This window comes from Petrotoga sp. Shatin.DS.tank11.9.2.9.3 (assembly GCF_003665005.1).
GTDB lineage: Bacteria > Thermotogota > Thermotogae > Petrotogales > Petrotogaceae > Petrotoga > Petrotoga mobilis.
Genome location: NZ_JGVT01000003.1, coordinates 100,610 through 124,933 on the forward strand (window position 1 = coordinate 100,610; position 24,324 = coordinate 124,933).

Genomic DNA, 24,324 nt, shown 5'->3' on the forward strand with positions numbered 1-24,324 from the left:
TTTTCTCATTTTTAGCGGCTCTCCACGTTCTTCACGTGACAGTTATGCAGGTATTCCCCACATACCCAGAAGTCCGAAGATGAGGGTTTTCTTCTTACTTCTTCGGCAACCTCGCCTTTCGCTTCTTCTAAATTTCCCTCTTTTAAAAGAAGAAGTTACTATTCTCGGTTGCGCCTCCGCTTTAAATAATTAATTTTGTTATAAGATAACATATTGAAATAACACAAAGAATAAATAAAAGTTACTTTTCCATTTCTTTTTAAATTAAATCTATCATATAAGGTTTTAGGAAATGATGGACAACCGCCAAGATTGCCACACTTATAAAAACAGATAGAAATGCATTTAAACTAAATCCTGTTATACTCAAACTCAGTGCTGTACCCGCAGCTGGTGGATGTTCTGTATCAATGACAACCATAAGAAATATAGACAAACCTACGGCGAGGGCATACGATAAATTAGAGAATACAAAATTACCGTTAAGGAAAAGAGAAAAAATACTTCCGCATATAAATCCTACCGCATGTCCACCAACCAAGTTTCTAGCCTTAGCGACCATACTTTTTGGCATCGCAAAAACTATGAAAGTCGATGCCCCTAACGAACTAACTATTATAGGCCTGTCTTGAACATTCAAAATCAAAAGTATGAAAAAGATCGTGATGGTAGCCAATAAACTTTGAAAAACATACTTCTTCCAGTTCTTTTTAAACTTTAAAAAAATATTAGAAATTTCATTCAATTATAAATTCCCCCTAAGGGAACATAAATTTAAAATGTCTGACCAAAACCGAACCAGACCTGTCCTTGTAAAGCCTCATCCCATCCATATCCAAAGCCTATTTGACCCAATAAAGGAACTGTGAATCTTAATCCGCCACCAAAAGACAAGATACCACCACCAATAAGGTTACTGACGTCATCTTGAGCGCTACCGTAATCAAAATAGGCAATAAGATCCAATGGAACTTGACCCGTGGCAAGCTCGTAAGCCAATTCTGTGTTGAATAAAAGTAAATTTTCTCCTTCTTGTTCGTAAAAATCAGAAGTCCTTACAGAGTACATTCCTCCTACATTGTACTGATAATGCAGGTTAGAATCGATGTTAGAATTATAAACTGTACCCAGTTTCAGTCTACTTCCCAATGTGAATTTATAGAAACTGTAAAACAGTTTACCTTCAGTGTTGGCACCAACATAGTAATTGGCATTGCTTGTTTCAACCCCACCGATACCGTTTATTTGGAAATATTGACCATTATAAGGCCTATAAGGGCTGTCTAAGCTATTGTATAGATACCCGATTGAACCAGAAAGTAGATTAAGATTACTTTCATCCAATAATTTGTAGTTATTGTAGGTAAAGGAACTTGTTATATAAGAGAAGTCTTGTATACTGTATCTTGGAGCAACAGATAAGGACAGATAGTTCGTCGCATCTTCTCCGATGTTCGAATAATACTCTCCATCACCGCTTACCGTATAATGTATGCCGGCGCCTAAATCAAGATCACTACCAGCCAACTTAATAACATCGTAATCGAACCCAAAAGAATAGTAATTCCCCAAAGGATTCAAATCTGAGTTGAGAGAAAATGTTTGTCCGTATCCAAAAGGATTTAACCACTGAACCTCAAGCTGACCAGTAAAACCTTGATACCATTCTTGACCTTCTTCTGGTAAGCTCCAGGTGACACCACCCATTAATTTTCCGAGTTTTTCACTTTCAATGGGGGTTATCTTAAAACCTATAACATCTTCGGCTTGCTGAATAGGTTGTATCATAACATCTTGAAAAAATCCTGTTCCCATGAAGGATGTGTAGGTATCTTGTAATTTTTGCTGGTTGACAACCTCGCCTGGTTTTATCTTCACTAAGGACTCAACTATGTACGGTTGGGTTTTAGCGGTTGCCTCTTGAGTTATTTCAACCTCTCCAACCTTAGGTTCCGTTATTTCGAAAATTAATGCCTCATCTTGGTATTTAGGGATAATTAACGTGTAAATATATCCATTGTCGTAATAAGCCTTTTGGAGGTTATCGTAAGCGTAAAGAACGTCTAAGTTACTCACAGGGTTTCCTAATGGAACAAACTCATTCACAACCTCATTCAATCTGAAGTCTTCTAAACTTTCGTTTCCGACAAAAGATATTTTGTTTATTACTACTGGCTCTTGGGGAATAATTTTTCTTAAGCTGCCTTCTAAAACCAGTAATAACTCTCCACCTTTATTTTCTTCTATTTCGGTTACTTCGAAACGTAAATTCGTGTCAGCGGAGAAAAACGGAATTTGATTTAACGAGTTCAATATGATCTGAACCTTTTGAAAACTTGGGTAGGTTTCTTTGGCGTTGGGTCTAAACAAGAAGAACTTGCTATTCCAATCTTTTCTAAAATCAAAACCGATTCTTTCCTTTATGTTTTCTTTATCCAGTTGAGATAATTCTCCCCTTAATTCTAAATCCCAAAGAGAATACTCTTTAACGATGAAAACCAAGGTATCTGATGAATATTCTTTATTGTTTATCTCAGTTGCCTCTAAGGTGATCTCATCTCCAGACATTTTTAGATTAGAGTATATATCAACGAATTGGTAACCGTTTTTTATGTACAAATCTTGTATATTTTTCATCGAGGTTTGAAAATCATTTAAACTCAAAGGGACATTGGTGTTTATACTGATCGAAGAACGAATATTTTCTTTGTCGATCAATTCATCACCTAAGATCTCAACTTCGTAATTTGTGACAATAGGGTTGGGCTTAAATATGAATTCCAGATTCCCATTTTCGTCCAAATTGTAAGATACAGAGGTAAAATAACCTGATTTTAATATTTCTTGTATAGCCAATCTAATGTCTATATCCCCCACATAGGAGCCTTCTTGTATGCCATAATTTGTTAATACCCTTTCCACATCTGTTGCTGCATAAGATATGTCAACATTGTAGGAAATGTCGTTTAAAAGGGTTATTGAAAATGCGAATCCTGCAATGAGAAAGACGGTAAATAGTAGAAAATGTTTTTTCATATTAAAACCTCCTAATTTTTTGTAGTTTGTTAGCGCCCTTATACCCCGCTTCCCACCCTTTTTAGAAAGGGACCTGCGATCCCTAACCCGATGGGGGGTGGAGGGCTCCGCCCTGTGACCCTTTTAAAACATTTTTTTGTAAGCTGCGCTTAGTCGTTATTTGCGCCCCTTCGCCCCGCAGCCCACCCATAAGGAAAAGAGATTTTTCCCTTATACCCCGCTTCCCACCCTTTTTAGAAAGGGACCTGCGGTCCCTTAGACCCTGGTGGGGTGAGCCCACTATTGTAGTTACTTTAAAAGATCTCCTTTATACTGATACTTCAAATATGCTTCATAACTCCATGGGCAAGTTTTTTGAAAAAATAGTGCCAATGCCTTAGCGTACTCTTGAATTTCCCATTGTGCGTGTGAAGACGCCCTTAAATCCAAGAAATGCATTAATGCTCGGGCATTGGTAGTTAAATAAAACTCAGTGTATTCCCCTACGGGTAGTATAATACGTGCCATTTCTCTAGCTACACCCATATTTATAAGTTTTTCGTAAGCCTCGTAACTTTTTTGGTAAACTTCTTCTATAATTTCAAGAGCCTCTTCCTTATTTGCCGTGAGGCTGCCTTCTTTCCCTTGTTCATCAGAGTATACATTACTACTCTGTTTGTCTTTTGTATCCTGTACTCTGATATGGTTAGGGACATAAAACTCGTTGACGTTTTTTGAGGTGTATCTTCTGCTTATCTCATTGGGAGACATTCCTATCCTATGGCGAAACCATTGTCTAACAACAAAGATGGGTGCTTTTACATGAAATGTAAAAGTAATATGTTCAAAGGGAGAGAGATGACCATGTTCCATCAAGTAGTCTATGAGTTTTCTATCCTTCTCATCGGTAGATATATCTTTTCCGTGTGAGACTCTGGCAGCCCTAACCGCAGATCTGTCATTTCCCATCATATCAACAAGGGTAACAAAGCCTTTATCAAGCACTTTGATAGATTCCTTACCTGCCGTGAGGCTGTCTTTCCTTGAACCCCCTTCGGGGTGTTTGGGGCTGTCTTCTTCATCGATCATAGTCAATTTTTTTCCTCCTTACCTGTGGCGAGACTGTCTTTCCTTGAACCCCCTTCGGGGCGCTTGAGACTGTTTCCCTTACTACCAAATCTGAATACTATATAGAATATAGCCAAAATCACTATAAATAATGGCAACAACGTGGTCAAAAAATTTCTCGTAGTGAGTTTTCTGTCTATAGTGTTCAGAGTTTCTTTTAAATCAGAGTTATCTGGATCGTACATGAGCGCTTTGGTTAAATAAATTCTTGAGATTGTCAAATTGTCAGTGGTGGATTTATTACTCTCGTACAAAGTTGTTCCAAGTTTAGCTAAAGCTTCTGCATTCTCAGGATCGAGATCGATAGCGGTTTTATAATAATTTATCTTCTGAGAGTTCGTTTCCGAAATATCGCCCAAAAGCTCATAACTTTTCGATAGAACAGCTTTTTTATTAGAATTTTGAAGAATCCAATCGACAATTTTTCTTGATTCTGATTTTTCATCCAAATTGTAATACGAAAGGGCTATTAAAAACATTATACTTTCATCTTTTTGTGAAAGATTCACATAGTTCATTGATAGTTGTTTAACGTCTTCATACTTGCCTAATTCAAACGCTTCAATTATCAGTAATTCATGAATGTCTCTGTTTGAGGGATAAGAGAAATGAACTTTTTCCAAATTTTTGAATATATTCTCTTTTTCTTGAGGGCTTGCCGTTTCCCACATTAGAACCGATTTGTAATAAGTAGAGAAAGGATTCTCCCCAATTGTTTCCTCTATTATATCAATGGAACTTAAAATTTTCTTAAACGCTTCGGTATTTTTGGATTTTTGGTACACTTCATAATTCATTAAAACATTGAGGGCGTTAACGATCACAGAATTTGGATAATTATTGGTTAATATCTCAATTCTATTGATACTTTCTACTTCGTTACCGGGAAAGTATTCAGAAAGAACGTTCAAAGCTGCTGAATCATCGGGTTTTAAAGAAGGAAGGATATAAGGCATAGTTTGATTAGCAGCAGTTTTATATTCTTCGTTACCTGTTTCATAATATTTTAAATATAAGCCTAAAACGTTTAAACTTCTTTGGGATGATACTAATAATTGATCAGTATCAAAAGTATAAACGTAGCTATCCAAATTACCAGCATAGATATTCAAAGTTATAAAAAAAATGGAAAAAATTAGAAATGATATTTTTTTAAGAAGTCGAAGCATGTGTCAGTTCTCCTAATTGTTTTTTAGCGCCCCTTCGCCCCGCTCCCCACCCGTTTTGAGGAAGGGACCTGCGGTCCCTTAATCCTGCTTGCCTACCATTATGGAAGGGACCTACGGTCCCTTAGACCCTGGTTGGGGGAGGGCTCCGCCCTGTGACCCTTTTAAAACATTTTTTTGTAAGCTGCGCTTAGTCGTTATTTGCGCCCCTTCGCCCCGCAGCCCACCCATAAGGAAAAGAGATCTTTCCCTTTCACCCCGCAGCCCACCCGTTTTGAGGAAGGGACCTACGGTCCCTTAGACCCTGGTTGGGGTAGGGCTTCGCCCTGTGACTTGGCTGCTTATCTAGAAACATTTGATTCCGATTGATAACCGTGAGGAACTATTTCATCATCCTCGAGTTGGAACACTACCTTGGTAATTGGCTTTGTCGGCATAAATTTTTTCTTGTGTATGATTATTTCAGTTCCAGGATATGCCACTTTTTTTGCGATGATAAAGGCAGATTCTTTAGATGATTGAATTTTATTTTTAATCGTTTCGAGCTTTTCTTCATCGTCCTTTACCTCTGATATGAGCATTTTATAGGTGTTAAAAGATTTCTTGTAGTATTCTAATCTGTCTTCGTCTATTTTGCCTTTTTCTTTTAGAGCTTGGATTCCTTTGATTATCGAATTAAGTTTTCTAAGATTCTCCATATCGAGGGCAATTTTTTGCTCTAATTTAATTAATTCTTCGTTTAGATCAGGTAAGACCCCCACTTCACAGACAGTTCTAACACCCATTTCACTTCCTAAAATTTCCGCTTCGATAAGGTTAGTGGCTAAAATATATCCACCAGAAATCTTTCCAGCTCCTCCTTCAACAATGACGTGTTTCCCTGCCTTGATATTTGAATTAACGATGGCTGTTTTAACGATTACATCTTCTTCCGCTTCAATATTGGCGTTTTCAACGTAGTTGCATCTTAAAATTTTAACTTTTATAGAACTTTTACCTGCACCTTTTATTCCGAATATGGTGGCTTCCCCTTCACAAAACACTGAAGCGGATTCAACTACACCTTTGATCTCTAAATAAGTAGTAGCTTCAACATGAAAACCTGATTTAACATCCCCATTGATGATTAACTTCCCGGGGAAACGCACATTACCCGTAGAATAGTCTATATTTCCTTCTATCTTATGCTCGTCAGAAACATCTAAATTTATCTCACCATTCGATGTTTCTTTACTGACAAACTTTCCATCTATCTTTGAAATTATTTTATTGTTGTTTACTTCAACGTTATTACCTAGCTTTAGTTTTAACTCTTTTCCCACAATACCTTCGATCTTTTCCCCCCGTACTGTTCTTCCTGGTTCGCCTTGCGTTGGAGGAATTATCTCAGCCAATATATCTCCTCTTTTTACTATGATCAATTGGCTACTTTCTTTTAAGTCAACATAGCTATTTTCGGTACTGTTAAGCTTTTCTTCAATATTTTGCTGAAAGATTAGCTGTGCGTCCTTTCCAACCTTGGGTGGTATTCCATATGCAACAACGTATTCCTTATCAAATCTAGGTTCGGAGACGATTTCTTCAATAGTTTCTGATTTTATTCCTACTATCACACTTTTATCTTTTAGAAAAGCCTTTATTCCGCCAATAGTAGGTGGACGCCCATCGTCTATTAATTTCAAAGATGCCACCATTCCATCTTCAGAGATACGCAGATCGTATTTAGCCAATCTAGACTACCTCTCTTTCACCATAATATTACTTTCCCTTTCCAATTATCTATCTTGTATCTAGAACTTGTTAAGATGTTAAAATCTTGGGCTATTTCTTTTTTTATTAAGATGATTTGAGGTTTGAAATATTTCAAAAATTGCAAACCAACCTTTTCTAAAAACTTTGCTGGAATATCTTGTGGAATTCTAAGCAAGTCTTTTTTGTAATATTTAAAGTATTTTTGGGTTAATTCTTCTCCAAGTATCTCAACTAAACTCTTGTAATTTTTCTGTTTGGACTCCTCTTCGTATCTTTTTGATTCTTCTAAAGAAAAAGAACAACCACAATAATTTTGACGATAAATATTGTAAGTTTTACATATTTGTGCTGCCATATGGACACCATTATCGGATCTGAAATTTACATACTTAAAAGACGGATTTTCTTCCATATCCAAATTATCAGTTATTTCTAAAATATCGTCATGAGACTTTCTAGGGGAAGCAAGAAGAGTCGTTGAATAGATAGAAAAATTCATCCGTTTAGCTTCAGATTTGGTCTTTTCAAGCCTCAACTTCATACATTCATAACATCTGTTCGGGCTGTCTTCCTTATTTGCCGTGAGGCTGTTGTTTTCCCCTTTTATACGTTCTAAAAACTTATCAGGTTCATAATCTCCTACGTAGAGTTGGAACCCCCAAATATCTCTTAATTTTTTAACTTCATCCAATCTCTTGGAATATTCTTGAAGGGGATAAATATTGGGGTTGTAAAAAAATACAACAGGTTCGAATCCCTGTTCTACTAATTTCCTGTAAGAAACCGTTAAATCGGGTGCGCAGCAAACGTGTAAGAAAATCTTCAAAATTCTATCTTCCCTTCTATTTTTTCTATCGTAGATGATGGAATACCTAATTTCTTTAGATCATCTAAAGAGCTAATAGGTTTAATAACCCTATACTCGATAATTTTCTGGGCAGATACCTTTCCTATTCCAGGTAAACTTTCCAATTCTTCACTGGATGCTTCGTTTATATTAACTTTATCATCCACAACTTCGTAAACAACCTCTGAAAGATAAATATAATCTTTAATATTTGAAAATGTTTTTTCTCCTATACCAGAAACGTTCATAATGTCTTCTATTTCTCTAAAACCCTTCTCTTGCCTATAATTTATAATCGCTTGTGCCTTGGCGGGTCCGATTCCAGGTAATTCGATCAACTCTTCAACTGACGCTGTCAAAAGGTCTATTTTATTTTCCTGATAAGAATTAAGTCTATCCTCTTCACCCGATTGATATTGATCAACCGTTAAAATCCCAAGCAAAATTATTACAATAATACTTAATATTGGGAAAAGAAGCTTTTTTCTCATTCGGTTTCTACTCCACTAAAGTAGATGCCTTTAGTGAATCTATCTGCTATACTCAATCCAGTTAATTCAAAAACAAGCTCTTCATCCATATTTTTCAAATAAGTTTGCGCCTCGTTGTAGTCGTCAAACAGGCCCACGAGTATCGCCCAATAATCTTCATTACTCTGTTGAAACTTACCGTTGAAAACAAAAGCGGGGATACCTCCTTGTCTTAACGCCATCGTAGGGAACATAGCTGGTGCTGGAGTAGTGTACAGGTAAATTTGAATGGAAAATAAGTACTGCTCTTCTGCTTCCCCTTCCAAAGAATAATCCGAACGGTACAAGTAATACTTGTCCCCATTTTGAAAAACAAAGTAAGGTATATCGTTGTTTAAAGCGTACAACGCCTCTTCAAAAACCTCACGCTGATCGTAAAAAACTTTTACGGCACCTTCATTGTACGGTTTTAACATCGTGACTGAATTTTCCAACAACACTTGATAATCTAGCTCTTGGATAGTGTAACTTGCCCTTGCCATTGTGTTGCCAATCTCAATCTGCGGTAATACTAAATCTTCTAAGACAGCAGATTGGGAAGTTGTTTCAACTTCGTTTAGTGTGTTTAGTTGATTATTATCTAACTCTACTATTTTAAGCTCAAGATTTTTCATCTGGTTTTTTAAATATATCGTATACGTTGTCAGCGCGAAGGTTATCAAAGGTAAAATAAAAACAAGAATTAAAATAACTGTGAACCAAGGCGGATTATTCTTTTTCATTGATTAAACACCTCTCAAAAGAGACTTAAACTCCAAAAGAAGATCTTTCAGTTCGCCAAAATTCAAAAGTAAATCCACAAAGCCATCCTCTTTAAGTAATATTTCTCTTATAGGCACGTTGTTCACTTTAGCCTTGATATTTTGGATTTTTGATGATTTCAGATCTTCGAAACTTCTTATCTTTTCAAATATCTCTTGAAATCTTTCTTCATGTATATAGCCGAATTTAAAACTCAAATACACAAGAAAAGTAAAAGACAAACTCTCGTTTTGAACGAAATCAGATTTTACAGAGGTATCTGCTATATATTTCATCAATTTAGTCCCAGGGAAAGGTAAATCATTAGAATAAAGCGATAAAACAAACTTAACAGCAGAATAAAGATAGTCCTCTAAATCTAAACGGATGAAATTTTTGGAATACTTCAAAGATAAGCTGGCAAAGTTATTATCGAATAGAAGCCCCAAAATATACCCCAAGAAAAAATGGTTTTTCATATCTTTTTTATCTAAAAATTTGCAAAAATACGGATCTATATACACTAGATCGGGATAACCTCTTACCTTCAAAAAATTCCTAGTGTAATTCATATCTAAATAGAACTCTCCCGAAACGGGTAAATATATCATAGAAGACAGCGTTGTTGGCATAACTGTGAGGGTCCCGGTTGGAAAATCCAAAGTATGAAAAACGTAGCCAACCATATCTATCAAGGAACCTCCACCTATCACCACTAAATTACTATAACTACCTTCCACAATGACCTTACAAAGTTCTAAATATTTATCGAAATACTTGGTCTCATTGCCACCTTTTACATAAAAGATATTTTTATCAGTGCCTGGATTTAAATGATTTTTCAAATTGGAATCAATTATCATCAAAGTCCCGTATTTCGACGCGTATCTTTTGGAAAATTCTCTGTAATACCCTTGGCTTATATTAATATTAATGTCTTTTTCAATACCCTTTGAAAAACTAATACTTTTCATTTTTTTGTCCTTTTTACTTGATTTCGTCGATTTTATCGACACGCCTTTTATGCCTTCCACCTTCAAAATCTGTCGATAAAAACTTCACTACGGTCCAAATGGCTAAATCGATGCCCATAAGCCTACCTGCCAAAACCAAAACGTTGGCGTCGTTATGTTTTCTGGCGTATTCTGCCATCGATGGATACAAGCAAAGAGCGCCTCTAACGCCTTTGACTTTGTTCACTGCGATTGACATACCTATTCCAGTACCACAGATACCAATGCCGAAGTCAGCTTCACCTTTGGTTACCTTTTCACCAAGTTTTTTGGCATAATCAGGATAATCGACACTGGCATTGGAATTAGTTCCCAAATCTATTATATTGAATTTTTTCTCTAAAAGATAATTCTTAAGCTGTTCTTTCATCTCATATCCGGCATGATCGGAGGCAATTGCAATTTTCATGAAAATTCGCTCCTTTTTATAGCACTCTTATTAAGCCGACCATTTTTCCTTGTATCTTTAAATGATCAGCTTTGACCTTTATCTCTTTCATACTTTTATTCTCTGGTATAAGTAGCACTTCGTCTTCATTGAGTCTTTTGTACCTTTTAAGTGTTGCATCGTTTCCATCAATCAATGCAACCACTATGTCTCCATCCATTGCGTAATCTTGTTTACGTATTAAAACAAAATCCCCGCTTTTGATCTGTGCTTCTATCATCGAATTTCCTTCAACTCTGAGTGAAAAATATTCGTAATTTTTAGGGAAAAAATTGGTAGGTATGGGAATATAATCGCTAATTGTTTGTATAGCCTCAATGGCATCTCCTGCTGCTATCTTTCCTGAAACAGGAGCCAAAGTCTCAGTGGCAAAAATTTCTCCCGATTTTGGCATCATCTTTATTCCGCGTGAGACGTTTTTACGCTCTATATAACCCTTTTTTTCTAAAATTATGAGATGCTTATGTGCCGCTCTAGGGCTTTTAAAATTAAAATGTTTCATAATATCTCTGATACTTGGAGCAAAACCGTTTTTTTCCATATAAGATTTTATGAAGTCCAGGACCTGTGACTGCCTTTTTGTCAATTCCTCCATTCTATTTACCCCTTCCATGCTTAATAATTATAATTATTATAACACTACTCTTCATCATTTGCTTGAACTTCAATCGCCCCGACAACTGAATCGTCTTCATCCAGTCTTACAATTATAACACCTTGGGTGATCCTTCCTAAAACATTTATATTATTTACATTTACCCTAATAGCCTTACCTTTTTTAGTAAATATCAGTATGTCTCTCCCATCTTCGACACTCATAGTAGCAACTATTGGACCTATTCTAGATATATCTCGTACCGTTTTTACACCAATTCCTCCACGATTCTGCGGTTTGTAAGAATGGAAAGAAACTCTCTTCCCATAACCCCTTTCAGTGATCAACAAAAGTTTTTTACCTTCGTCGACCTTTACCACGTTGATCACTTCATCGCCTTCGCGCAATTTAATTGAGTTGACACCCATTGCGGTTCTTCCCATCGTACGTACCTGGGAAGAGTTAAACATTAACGACATCCCTAGCTTTGTCACAATTAACAAATCTCTATCTGATCCGTCAAGCAAAACCACATCCACAACTACGTCTTTATCAACCAGATTGATTGCTCTAATACCGGAAGCTCGTGCACTGCTGAACTCTCTCAAAGAGGTCCTCTTCACCTTGCCTTGTTTTGTAAAAATGAGGATATCCTTATCGTAATCACCGTCTAAAGATATGGCAACGATGCTTTTTATCTCTTCCCCTTCATCTAAACTGATGAAGTTAGCGATATGCTTGCCTTTTGTATTTTTCAAAGTAGTCTCTATCTCGTATGCGTTTATTTGATACGCTTTACCAGCGGAACTAAATAACATTAATTTGGATAATTTGTTAGTGTATATGACCTCTTTTACGTCATCTTCATCAGAAATTTTTAATCCTTTTACACCTTTTCCGCCTCTCCCTTGAACCTTGTATTCCGACGAAGGAATAGCTTTGAGATATCCCCACTTGGTCAAAACTATTACCACATCTTCATCTTGAATCATTTCAACCTCTTCGGCTAATTCCCCTTTGTTATACAGTATCTCCGTTCTTCTTTTATCACCAAACTTGTTTGCTACTTCGTCCAGCTCTTCTTTAATAACTCCTAACAGTCTTTCTTTTTTCTGTAGAATATCCATGGCGTTTTCTATATCTTTGTATAGGTTCTTCAATTCTTCACTCAAATTGGTACTTTCAAGTTTTGAAAGACTGATCAATCTCATGTCTGCGATAGCTTTTGCCTGTTCTTCACTCACACCTATCGTTTCTTGAAGATTTTTCAAAGCTTCCTGAGGATTTTCTGAGTTTCGTATGATCTCAACCACCGTATCAATACCTTGAACCGCTTTGATAAGCCCTTCAACTATATGAGCCCTTTTCCTTGCCTTCTCTAACTCGTACTGTGTTCTTCTAGTTATGACGTTAACCCTGTGATCCAAGAAGCTCTGTAAAAGCCCTTTCAAATTCATCAAAGTCGGCTTTTCGTTATCGATTACATTCATTTGAACGTAAAAATAGGATTGAAGATTTGTGTGCTTGAACAAATCGTTGATCAATTTCTTAACGTTAGCGTTTTTTCTCAGCTCTATTACCAGTCTTATTCCCTCTTTATCACTCTCATCTCTAACGTCTTTTATCCCGACATCTTTCTTTTGTTCTTTCGCCTTAACCACGTATCTTACAATTTGTTCGATGATATCGGCTTTAGAAACGTTGTAGGGAATCTCATCAAAAACGATAGAGGTTCCTTTACCTTCGTCCTCTATTCTGTACTTTCCTCTAATCGTTATCTTCCCTCTACCTGTTTCATAGAGTTCTTTCAACCCTTCTCCGTCGACAACTTGACCACCTGTTGGGAAATCAGGTCCTTTAATATGCTTCAACAGATCCGCTACTTCAGATTCGGGTTTTTCTATTAACAATTTCAAAGCTGCTACAAGTTCGTTTAAATTATGAGGCGGGATATTGGTAGTCATTCCCACGGCTATCCCGCTTGCTCCGTTCATCAAAAGATTAGGCACCATTGTAGGTAAAACAACAGGCTCACTCAAGGAACCATCGAAATTCTCCCTAAAATCTACAGTTTCTTTCTCGATATCCTTGAGCATATACTCTCCAAGTTCAGGCATACGGGCTTCTGTGTACCTCATAGCCGCAGGAGGATCGCCATCTATCGATCCAAAATTTCCTTGTGCCTCAACCAAAGGATACCTCATAGTAAAAGGTTGCCCCATTCTAACTAAGGCATCATAAATAGCCGCATCTCCGTGTGGGTGATACTTACCCATCACTTCACCAACGATACGGGCATTTTTTTTGAATGAAGAGTTATGTTTCAACCCCAATTCGCTCATCGAGTAAAGTATTCTTCTCTGAACAGGTTTCAGCCCATCTCTAACATCGGGTATAGCCCTGCTCACTATAACGCTTAAAGAATAAAGTAAGTAAGAAGTTTTTAATTCTTCAGTAAAATCTTTGATAAATATTTTATCGTCCATCTATTAGTATTACCTCCATTAAAAATCTTTTAAGAAATCTTTGAACCAGGTTCAACATCTTTATCTACCGTCAGAATGCTCAAATTACCGTTTCCATCTTTAGCCGCTAAAAGCATGCCTTCGGATAATTCCCCCATCAATTTGGCGGGTTTTAGATTAGCAATGATTATTATCTTCTTATCAACTAAATCTTCAGGTGAATAAAAGCTCTTGATGCCTGCGATAACTTGCCTTTCACCCATCTGCCCTAAATCAAGATGTAATCGCAGTAGTTTGTTAGACTTTTCGATATTTTCTGCCTTTACCACTTTGGCAACTCTTAAATCTATCTTTTTAAAATCTTCTATTTCTACTATATTTTGAACGTTTTCAATTTCCGACATTACTTCGTCCTCCTTGTTGATATTCACCGTTTTAATTATTCTCTTCCAACCCTTCACATCGATTCTTTGGAATATGGGATCACCTTTCACAACTTTAACTCCACTGTGTAGAAGGTCCTTTTCAAGGTTCTCTCGATTTAAAACTTCCAAGCCATAACCTATCTTTTTTAACATCGTTTCAGAAGTATCTGGCATAATTGGATAAATCAAAATAGAAATAATTCGAATAACGTCGAGCAGATTGTACAAAACGGTGGACAATCTATCTTTCTCATTTGGATCGTTCCCCAAGATCCAAGGCTCAGTTAAATCGATGTATTTATTAGAAAAACGTATGACTTCCCATAGATTTTCAAGGGCTTGTGTAAACTGATACCGCTCCATCAAATTCAAATAAGCGTTTTTCTTACTCTCTAGGAGTTCTAAGAGTTCTTCATCCACCTTGTCTTTTCTTTCAGGTTTTGGTATGACACCATTAAAATACTTTTCAACCATCGTGAGTGTTCTATGCACTAAATTACTTAAATCATTGACTAAATCAGCGTTGTACCTAGTAATTAAGTTTTCTTCCGAAAAATCTCCATCCCTACCAAAGGCAATATCTCTCAACAAATAATACCTTATAACATCTCTACCATATGCGTCCATCAGAACCCTTGGATCAACGGCGTTACCCAAAGATTTTGAAATCTTTTGTCCATTGACCGTTAGCCACCCATGTGCGAATACCTTCTTCGGCAAAGGCAACCCCACTGACATCAACATAGCGGGCCAAATTAGCGAATGGAACCTATTTATTTCTTTTCCAATAAGGTGTAAATCTGCAGGCCAGTACCTGTTGAATTTCTGTTGATCATCAGAATAGCCTATCGCACTTACATAATTAATTAACGCATCCACCCAAACATACACCACATGTTTTGGATCACTCTTTAAAGGTATTCCCCAATCGAACGTAGTCCTAGTGATGCTGAGATCTTTCAACCCATCATTCAAAATTTGCAACATCTCATTTCTTCTAAACGATGGTTCCACAAAATCCGGATTATTTTCATAATGCTTCAACAATGGTTCGGTATATTTGGAAAGTTTAAAAAAGTAATTCTCTTCCTCTACCCATTTCAATTCTCTATTACATTCAGGGCAAAGCTTAACGCCATCTTGCGTGACTATCTCAGATTCATCCCAAAAGGATTCATCGTGTATGCAATACCAACCGGCGTACTTTCCTTTGTAAACATCTCCATTCTCCATCATCTTATCAACAAACATCTGCACGGTCTTTACATGATAATCATCTGTTGTTCTAACAAAATGATCGTAACTAATCCCCATTTCATCCCATAAATTCTTAAATTTTGAAGAAAGCGAATCAACATATTCCTGAGGAGGTATATTCTTTTCTTTAGCTGCCTGTAACACCTTTTGTCCATGCTCATCCGTGCCGGTTAAAAAGAAAACATCGTACCCCATCATTCTCCTAAATCTTGCTACTATATCTGCAACTATCGTCGTATATGCCGAACCAATATGTGGTTCACTGTTAACGTAGTAAATAGGTGTAGTGACGTAAAACTTATCCATTAATGGCACCTCCAAAACTGTTCAACCTTCTTTCCCATATCTAATTGTGAAGCCTAAAATATTATATCACATTAAAATTGTTTTGGTATTCTCGTTTATTCTTTTAGGATAGAAAAACAAGGCATAGCCTTACCATTCCTTCCCCTATGAATAGCAGCGGGGTGAAAGGGCGCTAATAAAATCATCAAAAAGATATCACCCCACATAAAAATATAGGAGTGATATCTATTTTAAAACCCAAGAATCTACCTACTACCCTTACTTCAATATTTCTTTTAGTTCTTATATATCCGTGTTTTGGTTTGATGAGTTTATTACTAGTATTTCTATTGGTTTTATTGAGATTATCTTTGGAAAATTGGGTTCATGATATTCGACGGTTTAGTCTTTGTGAATGTTTGCCGTTCTGTTGGTGTCTTTCATTTTACCCCTTTGTGAAAATATTTAGAGAAAGTCGCTAAACGTTTTGCGGATAAAAGAATCTACTATCGGCACTCTGGGTGAAATAAAACGCAGCCTTTTATCTATTAGGCAATATTGGGCTTTCTTTCTCATTTCATTGCAGACAAAAACTCTTCAACTGTTATACCAGCATGAACAATGAGTGACCTCAAAGTTCCTCTTGCTACTTCACGATGATCAGGGACAGATAGTGTAGCAATGTGTTTTTCCTTCACAAGAATAATATGACTACCTCGTTGCCTTGCTATTTCCCATCCCAGACGTTCAAATACTTTTACAACTTCACGTCCGCTTAAAAGCGGAAGTTTCTGCATTAAACTGATACCTCTACTTCACGCATACTAACGGTGAGAGGCATACCTCTTTCGGCCCGCACCTCAAGGCACTGTTTTATTGCATCTTTGATATTCTCAATCGCTTCTTGTTCGGTTTTTCCTTGACTTACACATCCAGGGATAGAAGGACATTCTACTACGAACATGCCATCCTCATCCCGATCAATTGTTACAATAAATTTCATAGTTTGTACCTCCTCGTATAATATGTATTATTACTGTCTTCTATGATATTTGATGATACAATATAAGCATAAACAACTATTTTCTTTAAAAAATGAGTGGGTAGTAGAACGCACTCAAAAGGATCTTTTTATTTCTTAATTTAATTATACCAAAAGATTCAATATATTCCTTACAATAAAAATTTAACTTAACAATATTTCTATGGTATAATTTCTCGTAAAGTATAAAATATTAAATATGCTAAAAAATCGGAGGGATAATCTTGAGATTTTCCAAACTTTATGCTCCTACTTTAAAAGAAACTCCATCTGATTCTGATATAAAAAGTTACGAGTTATTGATCAGAGGAGGGTTTATAAGAAAGATTGCATCAGGTGTTTACAGTTATCTTCCTCTTGGATGGAAGGTCATAAGAAAAATCGAACAGATAGTCAGAGAAGAAATGGAAAAGATAGGTTCTCAAGAGATCATGCTGCCCATAATACATCCTGCAGAACTCTGGAAAATGACGGGAAGATGGGAAGATTACGGACCAGAATTGATGAAACTCAAGGACAGACACGATAGAGAATTTACTTTAGGTCCTACGCATGAAGAAATAATCACATTTTTGATGAAAAATGAGCTCAGATCGTACAAACAGTTCCCCGTCAACCTCTTTCAAATAGCCACTAAATTTAGAGATGAAATAAGGCCAAGGTTCGGGGTGTTAAGGGCAAGAGAGTTCATCATGAAAGACGCCTACACCTTTCACACCGATTACGAATCATTGCATGAATACTATCAACATTTCTATGATGCCTACTCAAATATCATAAAAAGAATAGGCTTGAAATATGTCGTTGTAGAAGCTGATACAGGTGCAATAGGTGGTACTTTCTCTCATGAATTTCACGTACTGGCACAAAATGGTGAGGGTGAAATATTTTACTGTGAAAAATGTGGTTATGCAGCCAGTGATGAAAAGGCAAGATCGGGTGAAGATTTTTCAGTAGACGAAAAAGAAGCCTTCAAAGAAATGGAAAAAGTAGACACCCAACACGCCAAAACCATCGAAGAAGTCGCCAAATTCCTGAATGTTTCTGAAAAGAAGTTGATAAAATCTATACTGCTAAGATCCAGCAAAGGATGGGTGATGGCACTAATTAGAGGAGATTATGAGATAAACCTCGCAAAGGTCAGATCGGTTCTTCAAGATCAAAGCTTAGAACTAGCCGATCCGCAAGACGTTCTTAAAGAATTTGGTGTAAACGTTGGATTTATAGGCCCAATAAACATACCTGAAAATGTCAAGATTATTGCAGATCTAAGTGTAAAATCCATAAAAAATGGGGTTATAGGGGCTATGGAAGAAAAAGCCCATTACATCAATGCAAACGCCGAAAGAGATTTCAGAATAAATTTATTTGCAGACATTAGATACGTAAAAGAAGGCGAAAAATGTCCAACCCAAGGATGTAATTCTACACTCAAACGAACAAGAGGCATAGAAGTTGGTCAAATTTTTGAATTAGGAGACAAATACTCTTCAAAAATGAACGCAGTCTTCACCGATGAAAATGGAGAACAAAAACCTTACATAATGGGATGCTATGGATGGGGGGTATCAAGAACCTTAGGGGCAATAGTCGAACAATTAAACGATGAAAACGGAATAATCTGGCCCAAAAGCGTTGCGCCTTTTGAAGTGGCAATAATACCGGTTGCCATGAACGACGAAGCAATTGTAAGCACATCGCAAGAGATCTACGATTACTTTTTAAAAGAAGGAATCGACGTCATTATAGACGATAGAGAAGTCTCCGCTGGATTTAAGTTCAAAGATATAGATCTAATCGGAGTACCGATAAAAATTATTATCGGCAAACGTTTAAAAGAAGGAAAAATTGAGCTAAAACAAAGAGATAAAGAAGAAAGCACCTTGATAGAATTCAAAAACGTAAAAGAGTTATACGATAAAGTAAAAGAAACATTAGAAAACTATGACCCAACTCAAAATTTAAGCGTTTGAGCAGTTGCGGGCAAAGCCTTACCATCCCTTTCCTTATGGGTGGGCAGCGGGGCTTGCCTTTTGCTGATCTGTGCAAAAAGCTTTTTGCCGATCTTTGCTAAATGGTCTTTTTCGTAATGTTTTTGAATAATTTTCCTAATCTCATTTACTTTGGAAATGATGTATTGGTTTTGGGGTTCTTAAGGGGCTTGCCTTTTGCTGATCTGTGCAAAAAACATTTATAAAACAAAATTAGGTTTTGGGGTTCTTAAGGGGCTTGCCCCTTAACTTATGGTGCTAATAAAATCATTAAAAAAGATATCACTCCTCTTTTATGAGGAGTGATATCTATCACTACCACAATTCACTAAAAAATATCAAAAATCTACTTTACTACAACTACTTCACTAACTCTGTTAGCTCTTCTAATGTAATATTTGTAATGTTTTTCTTTATTTGATTTATAGTTTCTTCATTTGCTTTTCTGATCTTTTCTTCTCCCCCCCTACTTTCATTGCTAACTTTGTTCATACATTTTGCTCTTTTTTCAATTTTCTTCTAAATCATTCATTATTGAGTTGATTTCGTTCTGAATGACATCACGTCCATATGTAAATTTATATTTATCAATAATATTAAGAGCGTCCTTAAGGTATTTCAGAGCATTCTCCAAATCTCCTTTTTCTTGGTAAATAAATCCAATATTGCTCAAAGCAATTTCTTCTCCCTCTTTGTGATCTATCTCTCTAAAAATTTTTAAAGCTTCTTGGAGGTATCTCAGTGCATTTTTCAAATCACCTTTAGCTTTAAAGATTAGCGCAATATTGCCCAACTCATCTGCTTTTCCCTCTTTGTCGCCTTCTTCTTGGCTTATTTTTAGGGCTTCCTCATGATATTTCAGAGCATTCTCCAAATCTCCTTTTGTTTGGTAAATCAAACCAATATTGTTCAAAGTAATTGCTTCTCCCTCTCTGTGATCTAGCTCTCTAAAAATTTTTAGAGCTTTCTGATAGTATTTCATAGCCTCCTCCAAATCACCCATCTCTGAATAAATCACGCCCATATTGTCGAAAATCATTGCGTCTTCTTTACAATAGTCTGTCTCCTTGTCTAATTCTAGAACTTCTCGAAGGCGTTCCTTGGTTTTTTGCGAATCATCTTTTTTATGGCCATTCATAAAGATCCTCCTTGCAAAATATGTATAGACCTCTAAAATTTGTTTTAGCGCCCCTTCGCCCGCAACCCACCCATCTCAGGAATGAGGTTTAGGCTTCGCTCTGGGGCCCATCCAAAAGATCAGATAGAGTTTCGCTACTTACAACTACTTCAATAACCCTTTTAGTTCTTCTATGGTTATCTCTAACAAGTTATCTCCTATATAATCTATTGTCTTTTTGTCTGCTGCTCTTATCTTAGCTTTTAACTCTTTGGTTAATCGTCTACCAAATCTTTTGTTTAATATTTTAATTGTCAATTCTTTTTCTCCTTCTTCAACGCCTTCTTCAAACAATGAAGTTCCGATCTTTGTCATTCGTATCACCTCTTTCAGTTCGTTTATGTACTCATCTCTTACATAACTATCAGAGAACCCTAATAACGATCCTATTACTGCTTCTTTTTTGTCTTCATCCGGAATCTTGATTGCTAACTCAAAGACATCTTTTGTCACTTCTTCTTCGCTTTTTTCGTTTCTCATCAATGGCAAGAATACTAAATCCATTAAGTCTTTTTTCGTTAGTTCTTCTTCTTTTTCTATCTTTTCTTTTATCTCTTCATACCTTTTTATTCCATCGTACTTTATCATGAATACTTGTTGTACTTTGTATTTAATAGAACCCATGTCCAATTCATTTTCTGCACTTTCGTATTTTCCAGAGTACATTACTACCGTGTTTATCTTTCTTCTTTCTTTTTGGTATAACGCTATGTCGTATTGCGCAAATTTTAGTAAGTCGGCTTTCTTCCAGGTCGTTTGAAATTCTAAGTGTAACAGTGAGTTGTCCTCTAGTTCGAATACAAAATCCGTGTTTTGGTTTGATACGTTGATTACTGGTATGTCTATCGGTTTTACTGAAATTATCTTTGGAAAGTTGAGTTCATGATATTCGGCGGTTTCGTCTTTGTGAGTATTTCCCGTTCTGTTTGTGTCTTTCATTGTTTCCCCCCTCGATAGTTTGTTGAAGTATTTAAATTGCATCATATGTTTTTGAAAATCGCTTTAGATCTTAAACATAAATACATTCATTCAAACTATACCTCTTATTTCTCACGCTAAAACAATTAGACAACTTGTGTCAGATATCTAATTAGGCATTTTTCACATCATTTCTTAATTCTTCAGCGTTGTAATTAAATAGCGAGATATCGAAACGACCCATTATTTCAATAAAAGTTCTTTCGGAAAGTTCTGCTAGTTGTGCAGCTTCTCCTAAGGATAACTTGCCTTCTTCATATAATTTTGAGGCTATCAACAATTTAATTTCTTTTTCATTTAAATCGATAAAATCTGGAAGATTTACAGATATAGTTTTCATAAAAGGCTCTTCATATAATATTTCGCTCCCCACCCATAAGGATATACTTATATACAGATATTATAACTCAAAAAACTTTCCTTAACTAAATCTACCGTCGTCTTTTGATTGTTGCAGTTTGTGAACATTTTTCTCTAGCCATCCTATTTTTATCCCATCATTAGTGGTGAATTCAGGTACGTAGGGTTTTATATCCAAAACAGGGGTACCATCAATTATTTCCAAGTTTTGAATCTCCAGTATATTCTTTTCTACTTTTATTAACCTAACAACCGATAAACCAATGGGATTTGGTCTGCTTGGGCTTCTCGTTGCAAAAACACCATGTAATCTGTCATCCATATATGGTTTGACTTTTAAGGAAGAAAATTTGGATAAATGAAAATGGCATAATAAAATAATATGAGAAAAACCATCGAGGTCTTGTAAGCCTTCTTGGTATTCAGGGTAGATTTCTACTGTAGCTTGGGTTCCTAGGGAAGCATTTGGTCGTTTAGGTGTACCTTTTGTTTCTTTAAATGGGGAATGAACTATCCCAATGGGAGTGTATTTAATTTCCATCATACTTTTAGCTAACTTTCCTACTTCCTCAAACATTCTTGGCACCCCCATTTCTTCTAACTCAAGTATAATGAGTTTTATAGCACCCTTCCCCCCTACTTCCATTGCTACCTTTGTTCATACATTTTGCTCTTTTTTCAATTTTCTTCTAAATCATTCATTATTGAGTTGATTTCGTTCTGAATGACATCACGTCCATTTGTAAATTTATATTTATCAATAATATTAAGAGCGTCCTTAAGATATTTCAGAGCATTCTCCAAATCTCCTTTTTCTTGGTAAATAAATCCAATATTGCTCAAAGCAATCTCTTCTCCCTCTTTGTGATCTATCTCTCTAAAAATTTTTAAAGCTTCTTGGAGGTATTTCAGAGCATTTTTCAAATCACCTTTAGCTTTAAAGATTAGCGCAATATTGCCCAAATCATCTGCTTCTCCCTCTTTGTAGCCTTCTTCTTGGTCTATTTTTAGAGCTTCCTCATGATATTTCAGAGCATTCTCCAAATCACCATTTGTTTGGTAAATCAAACCAATATTGTTCAAAGTAATTGCTTCTCCCTCTCTGTGATCTAGCTCTCTAAAAATTTTTAAAGCTTTCTGATGGTATTTCATAGCCTCCTCCAAATCACCCATCTCTGAATAAATCTGACCAATATTGTCCAAAATCATTGCGTCTTCTTTTCTATAACCTGTCTTCTGGTCTGATTTTAGAACTTCTCGAAGGTGTTTCTTGGCCTTTTCCAAATCATCTTTTGTATGGTCCATCATAAAGATCCTCCTCGCAAAATATGTATAGACACTTTAGAAACTCTAAAACTTGTTTTAGCGCCCTTCCCCCGCTGCCTACCCTTCTAAGGGAAAAACTTGACGCCCATTAAACCCAGCAGCTCGTCCATAAGGATATACTTATATACAGATATTATAACTCAAAAAACTTTCCTTAACTAAATTTACCGTCATCTTTTGATTGTTGCAGTTTGTCAACATTTTTCTCAAGCCATCCTTGGCCGCGTTAGACTGAATAGGTACCAAGAAATGAGTTATTGGCAGATGTGTTTTTCAAAGCTGAACTAATAGAGGCTGGGGGTAGAGGAACCATAAAAATTATTGATGAATGTAAAAAAGCAGGATTACCAGAACCCGAATTTAAAGAGGAGTTTGGCGGTTTTGCAGTTTATTTCTATAAAGACATTTATACAGAAGATAATTTAAGAAAAATTGGGTTAAATGAAAGGCAAATAAAAGCGATAAAGTATGTAAAAGAAAAGGGAAAGATTACGAATAGGGAATATCAGGAAATTACCAATGTATCTAGGCAAATGGCAACTATTGATCTCGCAGAGATAGTGAAGAAGGGGATATTAACAAGGATTGGAAAAGCAGGCAAGGGAATTGTCTACCAATTGACTAAATTGACTAATAAATGACCAATATTTGACTAATGGAAAATGAAAAAAACATATCAGGAATCAAACAGTTGTTTTTAGAAACACAGCCACAAATGACTTAAAAGATTTAATGGATTTAATAAACAAGAAAATTTTTAAATTTGAAGGAAAAGATAGAAATAGTCGCTCTGTTATCAAATAATTTGGCAATTAGTTGGCGAATATTTGGCGAATATTTGGCGATATTGGCAATTACTTGGCAAAAAGAAAAGTAGAGTACCAACACCGACAGAAAGATGCCATTTAAGATCAAAAGGAAAAGTAAAGACAAAAATGAATAAACTCTATTTTAAAAAAATTTATAGACGATAATAGATTCAAAAAATTTCCTGAGTTTGACAGTTACAAAAACGTAAGAATTCTAAAACAGGCATGAATAAATGTTCTGTTCCGGCTATCAACGACAGGACATAAAAAAATATGCCTCATTGAAACAATCACAACAAAGGAGTGATATTTTTTAAGAACAGAATTATATCTCGAATTCTTGAGATTGGTATAGAATTACCCTTCTACAACTATTTCAATATTTCTTTTAGTTCTTCTATGGTTATACTAAGAATGCTCTTCTTTATTTGGTTTATAGTTTCTTCATTTTCTTTTCTGATCTTTTCTTCTAATCTTTTATCAAAATCTTCTCCAAACCTTTGATTGAGAATTTCTATGATTAATTCTCTTTCTCCTTCAATTTTTCCTTCTACTTTTCCTTCCAATTTAGCCTTTTCTCTGTCTCTTTTTGCTATCTCTTCTAATGTGTTAAACATTTTTGGCACCTCCATTTCTTTTAGCTCTTCGAACCTTTCTTCTATCTCTTTGTAATCTGTCCTCTTTCCGAACAGTTCTATGAATGCGTTTCTGTGTTTATTAAATTTCTCTTTTTCTTCTTCCGGCAATTTCAATAATATATCTTTATTTATAATCTTTAACAACTCTTCTGCGTTTTTTATCCTTACGTTTGGTTTGTCCGTTAATAAGATTACCCCTAGTGCCTTCTTCATGTTTATTATCGTTTCTTCTTTTATATTACTTAAATTTATTAGTTCATAATTTGCTTTTATTAAATACTCTTCCATGTTTTTTATCTCTGTTATCTTCTCTTTTACATCCATTGGTGATGTCCA

22 protein-coding genes, 2 pseudogenes and 1 riboswitch are annotated in these 24,324 nt (G+C 35.9%); of the genes and pseudogenes, 2 read left to right on the forward strand and 22 right to left on the reverse strand.

The genetic code is table 11. The features are described 5' to 3' along the window. Window positions 1-7 precede the first annotated feature (7 nt). A riboswitch (Lysine riboswitch) is annotated at window positions 8-187 on the reverse strand. Between the two features lie 72 nt (window positions 188-259). The 15 genes from BZ25_RS02265 to BZ25_RS02340 form a co-directional block, all read right to left on the reverse strand. Beyond that, entirely contained in the window at window positions 260-745 is a 486-nt protein-coding gene (locus BZ25_RS02265) for an HPP family protein (RefSeq protein ID WP_012209043.1), read from the reverse strand. 29 nt (window positions 746-774) lie between these two features. Next, on the reverse strand, window positions 775-3,036 hold the full coding sequence (locus tag BZ25_RS02270; RefSeq protein WP_121567243.1) for a POTRA domain-containing protein: 2,262 nt from the start codon (window positions 3,034-3,036) through the stop codon (window positions 775-777). 288 nt (window positions 3,037-3,324) lie between these two features. Then, window positions 3,325-4,110, reverse strand: coding sequence for an FAD-dependent thymidylate synthase (gene thyX / locus BZ25_RS02280; RefSeq protein WP_121567245.1), 786 nt, complete (start codon window positions 4,108-4,110; stop codon window positions 3,325-3,327). Further along, window positions 4,107-5,312, reverse strand: a complete 1,206-nt coding sequence (locus BZ25_RS02285; protein ID WP_121567246.1) for a tetratricopeptide repeat protein — start codon at window positions 5,310-5,312, stop codon at window positions 4,107-4,109. The genes thyX and BZ25_RS02285 overlap by 4 nt, the downstream gene beginning before the upstream one ends. Before the next feature lie 338 nt (window positions 5,313-5,650). Then, on the reverse strand, window positions 5,651-7,039 hold the full coding sequence (locus tag BZ25_RS02290; protein WP_121567247.1) for a DUF342 domain-containing protein: 1,389 nt from the start codon (window positions 7,037-7,039) through the stop codon (window positions 5,651-5,653). A 17-nt stretch (window positions 7,040-7,056) separates the two neighbouring features. Next, a complete protein-coding gene (locus tag BZ25_RS02295) occupies window positions 7,057-7,887 on the reverse strand; it encodes an epoxyqueuosine reductase QueH (protein ID WP_158584822.1) in 831 nt (276 codons plus the stop codon). Continuing rightward, complete coding sequence (locus BZ25_RS02300; protein ID WP_121567249.1) at window positions 7,884-8,399, reverse strand: helix-hairpin-helix domain-containing protein; 516 nt, start codon at window positions 8,397-8,399, stop codon at window positions 7,884-7,886. The genes BZ25_RS02295 and BZ25_RS02300 overlap by 4 nt, the downstream gene beginning before the upstream one ends. Continuing rightward, window positions 8,396-9,160: a hypothetical protein gene (locus BZ25_RS02305; RefSeq protein WP_121567250.1), complete on the reverse strand. Its 765-nt coding sequence runs from the start codon at window positions 9,158-9,160 to the stop codon at window positions 8,396-8,398. The genes BZ25_RS02300 and BZ25_RS02305 overlap by 4 nt, the downstream gene beginning before the upstream one ends. 3 nt (window positions 9,161-9,163) lie before the next feature. Next, entirely contained in the window at window positions 9,164-10,153 is a 990-nt protein-coding gene (locus tag BZ25_RS02310) for a 3-dehydroquinate synthase (protein ID WP_147429926.1), read from the reverse strand. Between the two features lie 13 nt (window positions 10,154-10,166). Further along, a complete protein-coding gene (rpiB, locus tag BZ25_RS02315) occupies window positions 10,167-10,601 on the reverse strand; it encodes a ribose 5-phosphate isomerase B (RefSeq protein WP_012209052.1) in 435 nt (144 codons plus the stop codon). A 16-nt stretch (window positions 10,602-10,617) separates the two neighbouring features. Then, window positions 10,618-11,235, reverse strand: coding sequence for a transcriptional repressor LexA (lexA, locus tag BZ25_RS02320; RefSeq protein WP_012209053.1), 618 nt, complete (start codon window positions 11,233-11,235; stop codon window positions 10,618-10,620). Between the two features lie 44 nt (window positions 11,236-11,279). Next, window positions 11,280-13,721 (reverse strand): DNA gyrase subunit A, encoded by a 2,442-nt coding sequence (gene gyrA / locus BZ25_RS02325; RefSeq protein WP_121567252.1) that lies wholly within the window; start codon window positions 13,719-13,721, stop codon window positions 11,280-11,282. 29 nt (window positions 13,722-13,750) lie between these two features. Next, the gene (gene metG, locus BZ25_RS02330; RefSeq protein ID WP_121567253.1) at window positions 13,751-15,688 is read right to left on the reverse strand and encodes a methionine--tRNA ligase; all 1,938 of its coding nucleotides are present in this window, start codon (window positions 15,686-15,688) and stop codon (window positions 13,751-13,753) included. Window positions 15,689-16,239: 551 nt separating this feature from the next. Beyond that, window positions 16,240-16,464 (reverse strand): type II toxin-antitoxin system HicA family toxin, encoded by a 225-nt coding sequence (locus BZ25_RS02335; RefSeq protein ID WP_121567254.1) that lies wholly within the window; start codon window positions 16,462-16,464, stop codon window positions 16,240-16,242. Further along, window positions 16,464-16,670 (reverse strand): type II toxin-antitoxin system HicB family antitoxin, encoded by a 207-nt coding sequence (locus BZ25_RS02340; protein WP_041534088.1) that lies wholly within the window; start codon window positions 16,668-16,670, stop codon window positions 16,464-16,466. Before BZ25_RS02340 ends, BZ25_RS02335 begins: the two co-directional genes overlap by 1 nt. 263 nt (window positions 16,671-16,933) lie before the next feature. Here BZ25_RS02340 and BZ25_RS02345 point away from each other — a divergent pair, with 263 nt between their 5' ends. Then, on the forward strand, window positions 16,934-18,682 hold the full coding sequence (locus BZ25_RS02345) for a proline--tRNA ligase (protein ID WP_121567255.1): 1,749 nt from the start codon (window positions 16,934-16,936) through the stop codon (window positions 18,680-18,682). 378 nt (window positions 18,683-19,060) lie between these two features. On the opposite strand, the gene BZ25_RS10540 is transcribed toward BZ25_RS02345, so the two are convergent. The 6 genes from BZ25_RS10540 to BZ25_RS02370 form a co-directional block, all read right to left on the reverse strand. Beyond that, window positions 19,061-19,192 carry a hypothetical protein gene (locus BZ25_RS10540; protein WP_255415872.1) on the reverse strand — a complete coding sequence of 44 codons (132 nt, stop codon included), beginning with the start codon at window positions 19,190-19,192 and terminating at the stop codon, window positions 19,061-19,063. A 16-nt stretch (window positions 19,193-19,208) separates the two neighbouring features. Further along, window positions 19,209-19,838 carry a tetratricopeptide repeat protein gene (locus BZ25_RS02350; protein WP_121567256.1) on the reverse strand — a complete coding sequence of 210 codons (630 nt, stop codon included), beginning with the start codon at window positions 19,836-19,838 and terminating at the stop codon, window positions 19,209-19,211. A 144-nt stretch (window positions 19,839-19,982) separates the two neighbouring features. Beyond that, entirely contained in the window at window positions 19,983-20,816 is an 834-nt protein-coding gene (locus tag BZ25_RS10435; RefSeq protein ID WP_233552341.1) for a hypothetical protein, read from the reverse strand. Window positions 20,817-20,967: 151 nt separating this feature from the next. Continuing rightward, complete coding sequence (locus BZ25_RS02360; protein ID WP_233552342.1) at window positions 20,968-21,195, reverse strand: UPF0175 family protein; 228 nt, start codon at window positions 21,193-21,195, stop codon at window positions 20,968-20,970. Window positions 21,196-21,276: 81 nt separating this feature from the next. Next, window positions 21,277-21,792: a tRNA (N6-threonylcarbamoyladenosine(37)-N6)-methyltransferase TrmO gene (gene tsaA / locus BZ25_RS02365; RefSeq protein WP_199676832.1), complete on the reverse strand. Its 516-nt coding sequence runs from the start codon at window positions 21,790-21,792 to the stop codon at window positions 21,277-21,279. A 101-nt stretch (window positions 21,793-21,893) separates the two neighbouring features. After that, window positions 21,894-22,523 carry a tetratricopeptide repeat protein gene (locus tag BZ25_RS02370; protein ID WP_121567258.1) on the reverse strand — a complete coding sequence of 210 codons (630 nt, stop codon included), beginning with the start codon at window positions 22,521-22,523 and terminating at the stop codon, window positions 21,894-21,896. Window positions 22,524-22,795: 272 nt separating this feature from the next. Between BZ25_RS02370 and BZ25_RS02375 the strand changes: the two are divergent. After that, window positions 22,796-23,182, forward strand: a pseudogene (locus tag BZ25_RS02375) (ATP-binding protein); the annotation flags it as partial. Between the two features lie 539 nt (window positions 23,183-23,721). Here the strand turns inward: BZ25_RS02375 and BZ25_RS02380 are convergent. Then, window positions 23,722-24,324 (reverse strand): annotated as a pseudogene (locus BZ25_RS02380) (hypothetical protein); the annotation flags it as partial.